The sequence below is a fragment of the Streptomyces sp. NBC_00654 genome (assembly GCF_026341775.1).
In the GTDB taxonomy this organism is placed as follows: domain Bacteria; phylum Actinomycetota; class Actinomycetes; order Streptomycetales; family Streptomycetaceae; genus Streptomyces.
Genome location: NZ_JAPEOB010000001.1, coordinates 1,318,786 through 1,331,815, shown reverse-complemented (window position 1 = coordinate 1,331,815; position 13,030 = coordinate 1,318,786). Strand labels below are relative to the sequence as shown.

General features: G+C 72.1%; 10 protein-coding genes. 3 read left to right on the top strand and 7 right to left on the bottom strand.

What is annotated here, in order from left to right; translation table 11 throughout:
- Window positions 1-159: 159 nt before the first annotated feature.
- Window positions 160-756: an RDD family protein gene (locus OHA98_RS05880; protein ID WP_266923041.1), complete on the top strand. Its 597-nt coding sequence runs from the start codon at window positions 160-162 to the stop codon at window positions 754-756.
- Between the two features lie 176 nt (window positions 757-932).
- Here OHA98_RS05880 and OHA98_RS05875 read toward each other — a convergent pair whose 3' ends face one another.
- From OHA98_RS05875 to purN, 3 genes are all read right to left on the bottom strand, one after another.
- Entirely contained in the window at window positions 933-2,417 is a 1,485-nt protein-coding gene (locus tag OHA98_RS05875) for a DUF2079 domain-containing protein (protein WP_266923040.1), read from the bottom strand.
- A gap of 138 nt (window positions 2,418-2,555) precedes the next feature.
- Window positions 2,556-4,109, bottom strand: coding sequence for a bifunctional phosphoribosylaminoimidazolecarboxamide formyltransferase/IMP cyclohydrolase (purH, locus tag OHA98_RS05870; RefSeq protein ID WP_266923038.1), 1,554 nt, complete (start codon window positions 4,107-4,109; stop codon window positions 2,556-2,558).
- On the bottom strand, window positions 4,096-4,752 hold the full coding sequence (gene purN / locus OHA98_RS05865; RefSeq protein WP_266923037.1) for a phosphoribosylglycinamide formyltransferase: 657 nt from the start codon (window positions 4,750-4,752) through the stop codon (window positions 4,096-4,098). Before purN ends, purH begins: the two co-directional genes overlap by 14 nt.
- A gap of 259 nt (window positions 4,753-5,011) precedes the next feature.
- On the opposite strand from purN, the gene OHA98_RS05860 reads away from it, so the two are divergent.
- Window positions 5,012-5,896: a hypothetical protein gene (locus OHA98_RS05860; RefSeq protein WP_266923036.1), complete on the top strand. Its 885-nt coding sequence runs from the start codon at window positions 5,012-5,014 to the stop codon at window positions 5,894-5,896.
- Here OHA98_RS05860 and OHA98_RS05855 read toward each other — a convergent pair.
- On the bottom strand, window positions 5,886-7,709 hold the full coding sequence (locus tag OHA98_RS05855) for a DUF6350 family protein (protein ID WP_266927741.1): 1,824 nt from the start codon (window positions 7,707-7,709) through the stop codon (window positions 5,886-5,888). The two genes, OHA98_RS05860 and OHA98_RS05855, sit on opposite strands and share 11 nt — an antisense overlap.
- A 125-nt stretch (window positions 7,710-7,834) precedes the next feature.
- On the opposite strand from OHA98_RS05855, the gene OHA98_RS05850 reads away from it, so the two are divergent.
- Entirely contained in the window at window positions 7,835-9,253 is a 1,419-nt protein-coding gene (locus OHA98_RS05850; protein WP_266923035.1) for a helix-turn-helix domain-containing protein, read from the top strand.
- Window positions 9,254-9,433: 180 nt separating this feature from the next.
- Here the strand turns inward: OHA98_RS05850 and sucD are convergent, their stop codons facing one another.
- The 3 genes from sucD to OHA98_RS05835 all read right to left on the bottom strand — a co-directional run bounded on the left by sucD (window position 9,434) and on the right by OHA98_RS05835 (window position 12,967).
- Entirely contained in the window at window positions 9,434-10,318 is an 885-nt protein-coding gene (gene sucD / locus OHA98_RS05845; protein ID WP_266923034.1) for a succinate--CoA ligase subunit alpha, read from the bottom strand.
- 21 nt (window positions 10,319-10,339) lie between these two features.
- The gene (sucC, locus tag OHA98_RS05840; protein WP_266923033.1) at window positions 10,340-11,521 is read right to left on the bottom strand and encodes an ADP-forming succinate--CoA ligase subunit beta; all 1,182 of its coding nucleotides are present in this window, start codon (window positions 11,519-11,521) and stop codon (window positions 10,340-10,342) included.
- Between the two features lie 243 nt (window positions 11,522-11,764).
- Window positions 11,765-12,967 (bottom strand): VWA domain-containing protein, encoded by a 1,203-nt coding sequence (locus tag OHA98_RS05835; RefSeq protein WP_266927739.1) that lies wholly within the window; start codon window positions 12,965-12,967, stop codon window positions 11,765-11,767.
- Between the last annotated feature and the right edge of the window lie 63 nt (window positions 12,968-13,030).

The following is a 13,030-nucleotide window of genomic DNA, read 5'->3' as shown; positions in this document are numbered from 1 at the left end:
CACTTGCACAACACCTGGAGGGCCGGACTGGACAAACTTACGTACGGCTTATAACGATGATATTCGCAGTGCCGCGGTAGTACGGGGGGCGGACCGCTGACCTGTTCCTTCCTCCGTGTGGCCGCATCCGTCCCCGCACGTCTGTTGAAGGAACACCCCATGAGCTTCGGCGACCCGAACAACCCGTACGGGCAGCAGCCCGGCCAGCCGCCCCAGGGCCAGCAGCCCGGCTACGGCTACCCGCAGCAGGCTCCCCAGGGTGTCCCGCCGCAGGGTTACGGCTACCCCCAGCAGCAGCCCGGCCAGCCCTACGGCGGCGGCTACCCGCAGCAGGCCGGCTACGGCGGCGGCATGCCCGAGCTGGCCCACTGGGGCCTGCGCCTGGGCGGGCTCATCATCGACGGGCTGATCCTCGCGGTCCCGTACGCCGTGGTGGCCGTGGGCGGCGCCATGGGCGACGGCGCGGGCGGCGTCCTGGCCATCATCGGCTTCCTCGGTCTGATCGGCGTCGCCATCTGGCTGCTGTACCTGGAGGGCTCCACCGGCCAGACGATCGGCAAGAAGGCCGTGGGCATCCGCCTGCTGCGCGAGGCCGACGGCCGTCCGCTCGGCTTCGGCATGGCCTTCGTGCGCCGCCTGGCCCACTTCCTGGACAGCGCCGCCTGCTACATCGGCTGGCTGTGGCCGCTGTGGGACTCGAAGAAGCAGACGTTCGCGGACAAGGTCTGCTCGTCGGTGGTCGTCAAGGCCGGCTGACCCCGCCCCGACCCGCTCGCCTCGGAGGCCGCACCCGTTCGACGGGTCGCGGCCTCCGCGCGTTTCCCGGACGCTCTCGGAAACGGCCCCCCGGCAGGAGCGGCCGTCCGCGTGAACAGCCGTGCACGGGAGCGGCCGTGCACGGAAGCGGCAGGAGTGCCGGTGGCCGGCCGGGCTCAGCGGCCGGGGATGTCCGACGGGGCCGGTGTCGTGCGCTCCATGACCACGAAGCTCCCGGCCCGGTGCTTGAGCCGGTACTGCGCCTCGGGGTGGAGCTGCTCGGCGTACGCCACCGGGTCGGTGATCGGCCGCGACCAGCCGAAGTCCAGGTTGACCGCGACGATGTCGGGGGCCGTGCCCGGGGCCCCGCCGATCCAGTAGACGGTGCGGTCGCCCGTGAGGTGCGCCATCAGCGTGATGTCCGTCTCGACCCGTGCCCCGGCGGGGATGGCCTCCAGCGCCTCCCGGGCCGCGTGGACGCGCGCGTCGGTGCGGTAGGTCTCAGGGCGCAGCACGTCGCGCAGCGGCAGATGCTGGGTGAGGGCCACGGCGATCGCGGTGGCGACGGGTACGGCGACCTTCGCGTACGAGGCGAGCCACGGCCGCGCGGAGTCGCGGCTGCGACGGATTCCGTCGCACATGGCCAGGAACACCACGGGCATGAGGATGGCGCTGTAGTGCCAGACCATGCCCCAGTGGTGGGAGTCCTGGGACAGCAGACGCCAGCCGAGCGTGGGCACGACGAGCAGGATCAGGGGCGAGCGCAGTGCCATGAAGGCGGTGATGCCGACCAGGAAGACCAGCATCTCGATCTTGACCGAGGAGTTGAGGACGCCGAGGACGGAGTCGAACAGGGAGACGTCCTGCTCCCCGTTCTTGTCGATCTTCGTCCAGTAGTCGTACGTTCCCTCGCTGCTGGCCGCCGGTATCAGGACGAGGACGGTGACGGCGAAGGCCAGCACGCCGAAGGCCGCCAGCAGGGCGCCCTGGAGGCGGCGGCCGTACAGGAAGAGCAGAAGGCCGACGACGGCGACCGTGGCGCCCAGGTCCTCCTTGACCAGGACCAGGGGCAGGGACCACAGGACGGCGGCCGTCCACCGCCGGGTGAGCAGGGCCCGGCAGACGAGCGCGAGCAGCGGTACGGCGAAGGCGATTTCGTGGAAGTCGGACTTCACCGCCTCCTGGAGTCCCCAGGACAGCCCGTACGCGACGGTGACGCACATGCCCGCACGGCCGCCCAGGATCTGCTGCGCGGTGCGGCCGACGATGACGGCGGAGGCCGCGAAGAGTGCGGCCTGCGCGAACAGCAGGGCTTCGGCGGACGGCCAGATCCAGTAGAGCGGGGCGAGCAGCGCCACGACGGGGCTGAAGTGGTCGCCGAGTATCAGATAGCCGGGGCCCTTGATGTCGACGACGGGAGCGTTCAGTCCGGCGTACGCCCGTACCTCCTGCTCGAAGATCCCCAGGTCCCAGGAGGGCGAGCCGAAGCGGCTGTACTGGAGGTGCGAGTACAGGAAGTACAGCGCGCACAGCACCGCGGCGGCGATCAGATACGGGCGCAGGGGGACCCGGTCCGCGGTGGAGGCCGGGACCTCGTCCGGCGGACCGCCCGGTGCCGGTACGGCGGACCGGCCCGTCTTCCTCTTGTTCAGATCAAGCACGACGCCCCCGCAACGGATTTCCACGGCGGTTTATTAGAACAGAGGCACGACCAAGACCTGAATTCCCGGATATCCCGGACACGGTGCGGCCCCCGCCGCACCCCGGGAGAGGGGTGCGGCCGGGGGCTCGGTCGCGGCTCAGTGGAAGAAGTGGCGCGTTCCGGTGAAGTACATGGTCACGCCCGCCTTCTTCGCGGCCTCGATGACCAGCTCGTCGCGGACCGATCCACCGGGCTGGGCCACGGCCCTGATGCCGGCCGCGGTGAGGATCTCCAGGCCGTCCGGGAACGGGAAGAACGCGTCGGAGGCGGCGTACGCCCCGCGCGCCCGCTCCTCGCCCGCCCGCTCGACGGCGAGCTTGGCGGAGTCGACGCGGTTGACCTGGCCCATGCCGACGCCGACCGAGGCGCCGTCCTTGGCGAGCAGGATCGCGTTGGACTTGACCGCGCGACAGGCCTTCCACGCGAAGGCGAGCTCCTTCAGCTCGTCCGCGGAGAGTGCCTCACCGGTGGCGAGGGTCCAGTTGGCCGGGTCGTCGCCCTCGGCCTGGAGCCGGTCGGTGACCTGGAGCAGCGCTCCGCCGTCGATGGGCTTGACCTCCACCGGGGCGGCCGGGCCGTCGGGGCAGCGCAGTACGCGGATGTTCTTCTTGCGGGCCAGCACCTCGACGGCACCGTCCTCGTACGCCGGGGCGACGATGACCTCGGTGAAGATCTCCGCGACCTGCTCGGCCATGGCGACGGTCACCGGGCGGTTGACGGCGATGACCCCGCCGAAGGCGGACAGCGGGTCACAGGCGTGCGCGTTGCGGTGCGCCTCGGCGACATCGTCGGCGATCGCGATCCCGCACGGGTTGGCGTGCTTGATGATCGCGACACAGGGCTCGGCGTGGTCGTACGCGGCCCGGCGCGCGGCGTCGGTGTCCGTGTAGTTGTTGTACGACATCTCCTTGCCGTGCAGCTGCTCCGCCTCGGCCAGGCCGCCGGCGCCCGAGGTGTAGAGGGCGGCGGGCTGGTGCGGGTTCTCGCCGTAGCGCAGGACGTTGCCGCGCTCGTACGTCGTACCGAAGAAGTCGGGGAAGCCCGAGTCGTCGGCGGCGGCGTAGTCGGCCGCGAACCAGGAGGCCACGGCCACGTCGTACGCGGCGGTGTGCTGGAAGGCCTCGGCGGCCAGGCGCTTGCGGGCGCTCAGGTCGAAGCCGCCCGCGGCGACGGCGGCGAGGACGTCGGCGTACCGCTCGGGGCTCGTCACGACGGCGACGGACGGGTGGTTCTTGGCGGCGGCGCGGACCATCGAGGGGCCGCCGATGTCGATCTGCTCCACGCACTCGTCGTCGGAGGCGCCGGAGGCGACGGTCTCCTTGAACGGGTACAGGTTGACGACCACGAGGTCGAACGGCTCCACGCCGAGCTCGGCGAGCTGCTCACGGTGGGTGTCCAGGCGCAGGTCGGCCAGGATGCCGGCGTGCACGCGGGGGTGCAGTGTCTTCACGCGGCCGTCGAGGCACTCGGGGAAACCGGTGAGCTCCTCGACCTTGGTGACCGGCACTCCGGCGGCGGCGATCCGCCCGGCGGTGGAGCCGGTGGAGACGAGCTCGACGCCCGCCTCGTGCAGACCGCGGGCGAGGTCTTCGAGCCCCGTCTTGTCGTAGACACTGACCAGGGCGCGGCGGATGGGCTTATTCACCGACATGACCGAGATGAACCTTTCGTCCCTCAATGCGATGGCCGTCACGGGCGAGTCGCCCCACGGCCTCGACGAGCAGCTTGCGCTCGACTTCCTTGATGCGTTCATGGAGAGCGGCTTCGCCCTCCGGCGTGTCCTCTTCGGTCACCTCGACCACGCCCTGCGCGATGATCGGACCGGTGTCGACGCCGTCGTCGACGAAGTGGACGGTGCAGCCGGTGACCTTCACGCCGTACGCGAGCGCGTCGCGCACCCCATGGGCACCGGGAAAGCTGGGGAGCAGGGCGGGGTGTGTGTTGATGAACCGGCCGCCGAACGCGGCGAGGAACGTCCTGCCCACGATCTTCATGAATCCCGCGGAGACGACGAGGTCCGGGCGGTGCGCGGCCGTGGCGGCCGTGAGCGCCGCGTCCCACTCCTCGCGGGTGGCATGGTCCTTGACCTTGCACACGAAAGTGGGCAGCCCGGCACGCTCGGCACGCTCCAGGCCGACGATGTCGTCACGGTCCGCGCCGACCGCGACGACCTGGGCGCCGTAGCCCTCGGGGTCGTCGCCGATGGCGTCGAGCAGGGCCTGGAGATTCGTACCGGAGCCGGAGACCAGCACGACCAGGCGGGCCGGAGCGGCGGAGGGGGGCGGGGAGGCCACAGCTGGGCCCTTTCTCGCGTGGTAAGGCAGGTGCGATGTGCGTGCGGTGCTCTTTGTACGGTCGTACGAAAGAATCTCGCCCCTCGATACGGGGAACTCTACGAACGAGCCGACCGTCAGCAACGATACCGGCACACCCAGCGGCCCCCACGGGACGGGGGCGTGACCGGGAGGTAGCGTCAGGGGACAGCGAACCGCCCACCGGGCGGACGAACCGTCCTCGGGGCGGACATGACGAGATGGGGAAGACGTTCACCACATGCCGGACCGACGCCGCCGCACCGCCTTCCGCCTCTCTCGTTCCTCCGGTACGCCGGGTTCCTCCGGGCCGTCCGGTCCCTCGGGTACGCCGGGTTCCTCCGGCGCTCCGGGTTCCGCCGGGCCCACCGATGACAATCCGTTCGCGCCGCCGCCCGCGGACCGGCCCGACCAGCCCTGGCAGCCACGCCACCCGTCCTCGCCCACGAACGGCAACGGGGAGGGTGACGGGGAGGATGACGGCTCCGGCAACGGCCCGTCCGGCGACCGCCCGGCCTGGGGCAGTCAGTGGAGCGACCAGCAGCCCGGCCGGGGCACCGGCGGCTTCGGCAGCCGCCCCGGCGGCGGGCCGGGCGGTGGCAAGGGCGGCCCCGAGGGCAACCCGGGCGGACTGCGCTGGGACCCGACCGACCCCGCCCAGCGGCGCGCCCGCTACGCGGTGCTCGGCGGCATGTGGGCGTTCTTCTTCGCCCTCTTCGACTTCCCGGAGATCGCCCTGCTCCTGGGCGCGCTCTCCGTCTACTGGGCCATCAGCTCCCTGCGCGCCAAGCCCAAGGGCGCGTCCGCGACGGACGGCACGGCAGCGGCCAGCGGCGCGGGCACCCCTGCGACGGCCGGCCCGGCAGGGGCGGGGGCGGGCGACGGGGCCGCGCCGCCCGCGACGGCCGGCCGGAGCGGCGGCAACCGGCCGCAGACCACGGCGGCGGTCAGCGGCCTGGTGACCGCCCTGCTCGCACTCTCGATCGTCGCGACGTCCTTCACGGTCCAGCTGGTCTACCGCGACTACTACACGTGCGTGAACGACGCCCTCACCAAGTCCGGCGCGCTGGCCTGCAACGATCTCCTGCCGAAGCCGCTGGAGCCCTTCTTCGGCGTCAAGAAGTAGCCGCCCGGCCGGACTCCGGGGCCGCCGAGGGCTCCCGCGATTCCACCGGGGGCTCCGGTGGGTCCGCCAGGAGCTCCGGCGGACCTGCGGGAAGCTCCGGCCGGAAGTCGGCCTCGAGCCCTTCGGAGTCCTGCCGGAGGGAAGCCCACCGGGCCTCCGTGGCCTCCTTCCCGTCGTGCCAGGGATCGGTCGGCAGGAAGTCGTACGGTTCGAACCCCGCGACCGCCCCGGGTGCGGGGTCCGCCGGGCCGGACATGGACACGGGACCGGGCAGGGCCGCGCCGCCGGCTCCTCCCGTCCCCTCCGCACCGTCCCCGGCCCCGCGCTTCCGCCGCCACCGGCGCCGCCGCCCGGTGATCTCCGGCGCGGCATCGTCGCTCTCGCCGTGCGCGTCATGCACGCCGCCAAGTACGCCGCCGTGTGCGCCGTCCCGCACGCCGCTTCGGCCGCCTTCGCCCCCGGGGGCCGGCGCCGGCTGTCGCGCGCCGGGCGCCGCCGCGCCGGCCTCCTCCCCCGCCGCCTCCGGCCCGCTCCGACGCCGCCGTGCCCACCCGGTCTCCCGCAGCCGCCACATCCGGAGCAGCAGCACCAGCGGTACGGCGATGGCGGCCGTCCACGCCAGGGCTGCCGGGCCCGTCAGCCACCACACGGGCCCGAACTCCGCCAGCGCCCCGGTGCCGAGCGGGCCCCCGGCCATCGCCGTGAGCACCGCCGTACCGGCCCCGCATCCCCCCGCGGCGAGCCCCGTCACCAGCACCGTCTCCCCCACGCTCCAGGCCCCGTCCCGTACCGCCGGTTCGGGAACCGCCCTGCGTACGGTGAACCAGGCGACGGCCAGCCCGGCCGCGAGGGGCACGGCCGCGGCCGCCCAGTTGACGGGCGAACCCGGCCCCTGGTCCGGCAGCGCCGCCAGCAGCGGGAACTCGGGCAGGGCCGGGCTCCCGGCGAAGGCCATCGGGGTGACCGTGGCCCCCGTACCGAGCGCGAACCCCGGCCCCAGCCCGTACGAGGCACCCCACAGCGCGGCGTTCGGCACGAGCGCCAGGGCCAGCAGGAGCACGGCGAACCGCCCCGCCCAGTCGCCCGAGAGCGCGAGGAACGTCTCCCGGGCCGCCTCCATGTGCCACACCAGCCCCGCCGCGACCACCAGCGCACCACCGCCGAGCAGCACCATCACCCCGGCCGCGGCGGACCGGCACACCGCCTCGGCCCGGGTCCGGAACAGGGTGCGCGCGACCGCCTCCTGAATCCACAGCGGCGCCCAGGACGGCACCGGGCCCAGCGGCCGCCCGCCCGCCGTCCACACCCCGGCCGCCGCGGCACCGGCCACCACGACGGCCAGCGGGAACGCCAGCGTGTCCGGGTCCGCGCTCAGCGAACCGTCACGCGCATAGGCCACGGCACCGGCCGCGACCAGCAGATATCCGGTCGTGACCGCGCCGAAGGCACCGGCCGGGGACGGCCGGGGGCGCCCCTCGTCGGGGTCCGCCGCGCCCCGGGCGGCCCGGTGCGCCAGCCAGACCGGCAGCAGGGAGAGCAGCAGCGGAACGGTCGCCACGGGGGCCGGGATCCCGCTGAGGGTGTCGGTTCTGACGAGTTCGGCGCCATGCGCGAGCAGCCAGAGCCCCGCCGCGACGTGCAGGGCTCCGCCGGGTCCGCTGTCCGGGTACGGAGAGCTGATCCACAGCACCATGACAAGCACGGCGAGCGAGCCGAGCCCGAGCCCCGCCGCGATCACCCCGCGCAGAAAAGCGGAGGCCAGCGCGGCGGACCTGCCCCGCTCGGCCGACAACATCGGGCTGCGCTCGGTCACTTGGGTCACGCTGCCATGCTGCCAACGACACGCGCTTATTCCGTGTAACGGGCGAACGGCCGCTGTGTCGCTCAATATACGTTTATGTACTTTTTCACCCAGCGCAGCACCGCCGGGGGTCACCCATGACTCGGAGCACGACCGACACGGCCGCTGCCGACCCCCTGCCCTCCCCCAAGGAGCGCCGCAGGCTGCGTGAGGCGAAATCGCTGACCGAGGAGCAGGTCGCGGCGGCGGTCGGCGTCACGCGTGCCACCGTCCGTTCCTGGGAGACGGGGCGCACGAGCCCGCGCGGACGCAAGCGCACCGTGTACGCCAAGCTCATCGGCTCCTCCGCCGAGGACGCCGCACGGACCGCTCGGGCACCCCGTCCCGCGTTGACCACCTCGAACACCGGGGTGAATCCAGCCGCCGAGGGCGAGACGCGGCCGCCGGCAACCTCGACGGCCCCGAAGGCTTCAGGGGCTTCGGAGGCTTCAGGGGCTTCAGGGGCTTCGGAGCCCGTGAAGGCTACGGAGGTTTCGAGGCCGGCGGAGGCTTCGGGGCCCTCGGAGACCCCTGAGCCGTCGGAGCCGAACGCTCCCCGGCCTACGGCCGCCGCCCCGGCCATCCGCCCGGAGTCTCCGGCTCCCGCCGTCTCCTCCGCACCGGCTACACCCCCCGTCCCCGCCGCACCGGGTACACCCCCCGAGTCCCCCTCGCCTCCCGCGCCCGACGTGACCGGGCTCTCGCCGACCGAGGCGTTCGACGCCCTGTACAGCGGCTGCGCCCAGGGCCTCGTCCGCCAGACGTATCTGCTGACGGGCCGCCGCAATCTCTCCGTCGAGTCCGTCGAGCGCGCGTTCCAGCTGGCCTGGCACCGCTGGCCCGAGGTCGCCGTGGACCGTGACCCGGCGGGCTGGGTGCGGGCCGCCGCGTACGAGTACGCGATGTCGCCCTGGCACCGGCTGCGCCGCGCCCACCGTCATCCCGACGCACCGCCCGCCGAGCCGGACCGGCGGGCCCTGCGCGACGCGCTGCTCGACCTGCCCCCCTCGTACCGCCGCACGCTGCTGCTCTACGACGGCGTGGGCCTGGATCTGCCGGAGACCGCGGCCGAGACCGAGGCCAGCACCCCGGCGGCGGCGGGCCGGCTGATGAACGCGCGGGCCGCCGTCGCCGAACGGCTGCCCGAGCTGGCGGGCTCCGCGTCACCGACGGAACAGTCCGCGCTGCTGCACGAGAAACTGGGGGCGCTCGCCCTCGCCGGGAAACTGCCCGCCCTGCCACCCGCGCGTACCGTGCGCACCGGAAGCGAACGCAAGGCCCAGCTCTGGACCCGGGCGGCCATCGCCTTCGCCGCGCTGCTCATCGGCGCGACGGGCTTCACCCTGCACACGGCCCCCACACGGTACGAGCAACCGCTGTCGCCCCCGGAGCGGGTCGGCGGCGTTCCGCCGCGCGGTGGCCCGCAGAAGCTCACCTCCCAGGACCTGGAACTCCAGAAAACACTGCGCGAGCAGTTCGCCAACGGCCCGGAACGGCTGGTGCCGCGGATTCCCTGACCGGCGGCTTCCCGGCCGGTACGCATTCCCGATCGGCGCGCATTCCCCGATCGGCGCGCATTCCCCGACCGGACGGAACGGAAACGGCGCGGGCCCGTACCCCTTGTCCGGGGGTACGGGCCCGCGCCATCCGTGCGGTGTGACGCGGTGCCGGGGCGGCCGGGCCGCCGCGGCGCGCGATCAGGCGCCGAGGATCTCGCGCGCCAGCTTGGCGGTCTCGGTCGGCGTCTTGCCGACCTTCACGCCGGCGGCCTCAAGGGCCTCCTTCTTCGCCTGGGCGGTGCCGGAGGAGCCGGAGACGATGGCGCCCGCGTGGCCCATGGTCTTGCCCTCGGGGGCGGTGAAGCCCGCGACGTAACCGACGACCGGCTTCGTGACGTTCTTCGCGATGAAGTCGGCGGCACGCTCCTCGGCGTCGCCACCGATCTCGCCGATCATCACGATGAGGTCGGTCTCGGGGTCGGCCTCGAACGCCGCGAGGGCGTCGATGTGCGTCGTACCGATGACCGGGTCGCCACCGATGCCGACGGCGGAGGAGAAGCCGATGTCACGGAGCTCGTACATCATCTGGTAGGTCAGCGTGCCGGACTTGGACACGAGACCGATGCGGCCGGGCTTGGTGATGTCGCCCGGGATGATGCCGGCGTTGGACTGGCCGGGGGTGATGAGACCCGGGCAGTTCGGGCCGATGATCCGGGTCTTGTTGCCCTTGGCGCCCGCGTGCGCCCAGAAGGCGGCGGAGTCGTGGACGGCGATGCCCTCGGTGATGACGACCGCGAGGGGGATCTCGGCGTCGATCGCCTCGACGACGGCGGCCTTGGCGAAGGCCGGCGGCACGAAGAGGACGGAGACGTCCGCGCCCGTCTTCTCCATCGCTTCCTTGACGGAACCGAAGACCGGGACCTCGGTGCCGTCGAAGTCGACGGTCGTGCCGGCCTTGCGCGGGTTCACGCCGCCGACGATGTTGGTGCCGTCAGCCAGCATGAGCTTGGTGTGCTTCATGCCCGTGGCGCCGGTCATCCCCTGGACGATGACCTTGCTGTCCTTGGTGAGGAAGATAGCCATGGTGTTGGAGTCCCTCGTCCCTTACTTCGCAGCCGCGGCGAGCTCGGCGGCCTTGTCGGCCGCGCCGTCCATGGTGTCCACACGCTGCACGAGCGGGTGGTTGGCGTCGGAAAGGATCTTGCGACCCAGCTCCGCGTTGTTGCCGTCGAGACGCACGACCAGCGGCTTCTCGACCTTCTCGCCCTTGGACTCGAGCAGCGCCAGAGCCTGGACGATGCCGTTGGCGACCTCGTCGCAGGCGGTGATGCCGCCGAAGACGTTGACGAAGACGGACTTGACGTCCGAGTCGCCGAGGATGATCTCCAGGCCGTTCGCCATGACCTCTGCGGAGGCGCCGCCACCGATGTCGAGGAAGTTGGCGGGCTTCACGTTGCCGTGGTTCTCACCGGCGTACGCGACGACGTCCAGGGTCGACATGACCAGACCGGCACCGTTTCCGATGATGCCGACCTCGCCGTCGAGCTTGACGTAGTTGAGGTTCTTGGCCTTGGCGGCAGCCTCCAGCGGGTTGGCCGCGGCCTTGTCCTCCAGGGCCTCGTGGCCGGGCTGGCGGAAGTCGGCGTTCTCGTCGAGCGAGACCTTGCCGTCCAGCGCGATGATGTCGCCGGAGGCGACCTTGGCCAGCGGGTTCACCTCGACGAGGAGCGCGTCCTCGGCGACGAAGGTGTCCCACAGCGTGACCAGGACCTCGGCGACCTTCTCGGCCACCTCGGCCGGGAACTTCGCCTGGGCCACGATCTCGCGGGCCTTCTCGATGGTGACGCCGGAGTTGGAGTCGACCGGGACCTTCGCGAGGGCCTCGGGGGTCTTCTCCGCGACCTCCTCGATGTCCATGCCGCCCTGCACCGAGGCCATGGCCAGGAAGGTGCGGTTGGTGCGGTCGAGGAGGTACGAAACGTAGTACTCCTCAAGGATCTCCGGCGCGGTCTCGGCGATCATCACCTTGTGGACCGTGTGGCCCTTGATGTCCATGCCGAGAATGTCGGTCGCACGCGCGACCGCCTCGTCGGGGGTGGCGGCCAGCTTGACGCCGCCGGCCTTGCCTCGGCCACCGACCTTCACCTGCGCCTTGACGACAGACTTGCCGCCCAGCCGCTCGGTCGCCTCGCGGGCTGCCTCAGGCGTGTCAATGACTTCACCGGCCAGCACCGGTACACCGTGCTTGGCGAAGAGGTCCCTCGCCTGGTACTCGAACAGGTCCACGCGCGTCCGTCCCTTTTAGTGGTCTCGCGGTTGGTTTTCTGCGTGGGCGTGCCGCGAAGGGCATCGTGACTGCGCTGTCACCAGGAATGCGCACACGGTGTCCGAGTACGCGGCATGTCCATCCGGCAGGTTATCCCCGCGCTCCACAGGACCCTAAATCGCAGATCACACCTGAGCGGTGATTACGGTCACAGGTCGCGCCGATGGCCACGTCGCCCAGGACGAAACCGCACGTCGGCAGGGTCACCGAGGGTTTTCCCCGTCCGGTATGGGCAGCGGCCTCTTCTCGATCGCCGCCGCCATGATGTCCGGGAACAGGTCCGGCGTGCAGGCGAACGCGGGCGCCCCGAGCGCACCGAGCGCCGCCGCGTGCTCCCTGTCGTACGCGGGCGCGCCCTCGTCGGAGAGTGCGAGCAGCGACACGAACTGCACGCCCGACGCCTTCATCGCGGCGACCCGCTTGAGCATCTCGTCCCGTATCCCGCCTTCGTAGAGGTCGCTGATGAGGACGACGACCGTGTCGGCGGGGCGGGTGATCCGGGACTGGCAGTAGGCGAGCGCCCGGTTGATGTCCGTACCGCCGCCGAGCTGGGTGCCGAAGAGGACGTCGACCGGGTCGTCGAGCTGGTCGGTGAGGTCGACCACCGCCGTGTCGAAGACGACGAGCCGGGTCGCCAGGGTGCGCATGGAGGCGAGGACGGCGCCGAACACGGAGGCGTGGACGACGGACGCGGCCATCGAACCCGACTGGTCGATGCACAGGATGACGTCCTTCTTCACGGACCGGGCGGCGCGTCCGTAGCCGATGAGACGTTCGGGTACGACGGTGCCGGCCCCGTCCGCGCCCGGAACGGCGAGGTAGTTCTTGAGATTGGCCCGGATGGTGCGGTCCCAGTCGATGTCCCGGTGACGCGGCCGGCTGATCCTCGCCGAACGGTCCAGCGCTCCGGTGAGGGTGGCCCGGGTGCGTCCCGCGAGGCGCTTCTCCAGGTCCTCGACGACTTTCCGCACGACGGCCCGCGCGGTCTCCTTCGTCGTCTCCGGCATGGCCTTGTTGAGCGAGAGCAGGGTGCCGACGAGGTGGACGTCGGCCTCGACGGCCTCCAGCATCTCCGGCTCCAGCAGCAGTGCCGACAGGCCGAGGCGGTCGATCGCGTCCCGCTGCATGACCTGGACGACGGAGCTGGGGAAGTACGTACGGATGTCACCGAGCCAGCGGGCGACGGACGGGGCGGAGGCGCCCATTCCCGCCGAGCGCTCACTCCCGCTGCGGCCGCCGGGCTTCTTCTCCCCGCCGCCGTAGAGCGCACCCAGCGCGCTGTCCATCGCGGCGTCCCTGCCGGTGAGCGTGCACCCGGTGCTCTCGGCGCTGTCCGCGCCGAGCACCATCCGCCAGCGACGCAGCCGCTCGCCGTCGGCCGGGATCTCCGCCGTCCGCGCCGTCATCCCGCTCTCCCCTTCCGATTCCCGCACGGTGTCCGCTTCCGTTTCCCGCACGGTGTCCGCCCC

Coding starts and splice junctions, on each gene's coding strand:
- OHA98_RS05835 (WP_266927739.1), bottom strand. CDS start 12,967: ATGACGGCGCGGACGGCGGAGATCCCGGCCGACGGCGAGCGGCTGCGT.
- OHA98_RS05860 (WP_266923036.1), top strand. CDS start 5,012: ATGCCGGACCGACGCCGCCGCACCGCCTTCCGCCTCTCTCGTTCCTCC.
- OHA98_RS05880 (WP_266923041.1), top strand. CDS start 160: ATGAGCTTCGGCGACCCGAACAACCCGTACGGGCAGCAGCCCGGCCAG.
- sucD (WP_266923034.1), bottom strand. CDS start 10,318: ATGGCTATCTTCCTCACCAAGGACAGCAAGGTCATCGTCCAGGGGATG.
- purH (WP_266923038.1), bottom strand. CDS start 4,109: ATGTCGGTGAATAAGCCCATCCGCCGCGCCCTGGTCAGTGTCTACGAC.
- OHA98_RS05850 (WP_266923035.1), top strand. CDS start 7,835: ATGACTCGGAGCACGACCGACACGGCCGCTGCCGACCCCCTGCCCTCC.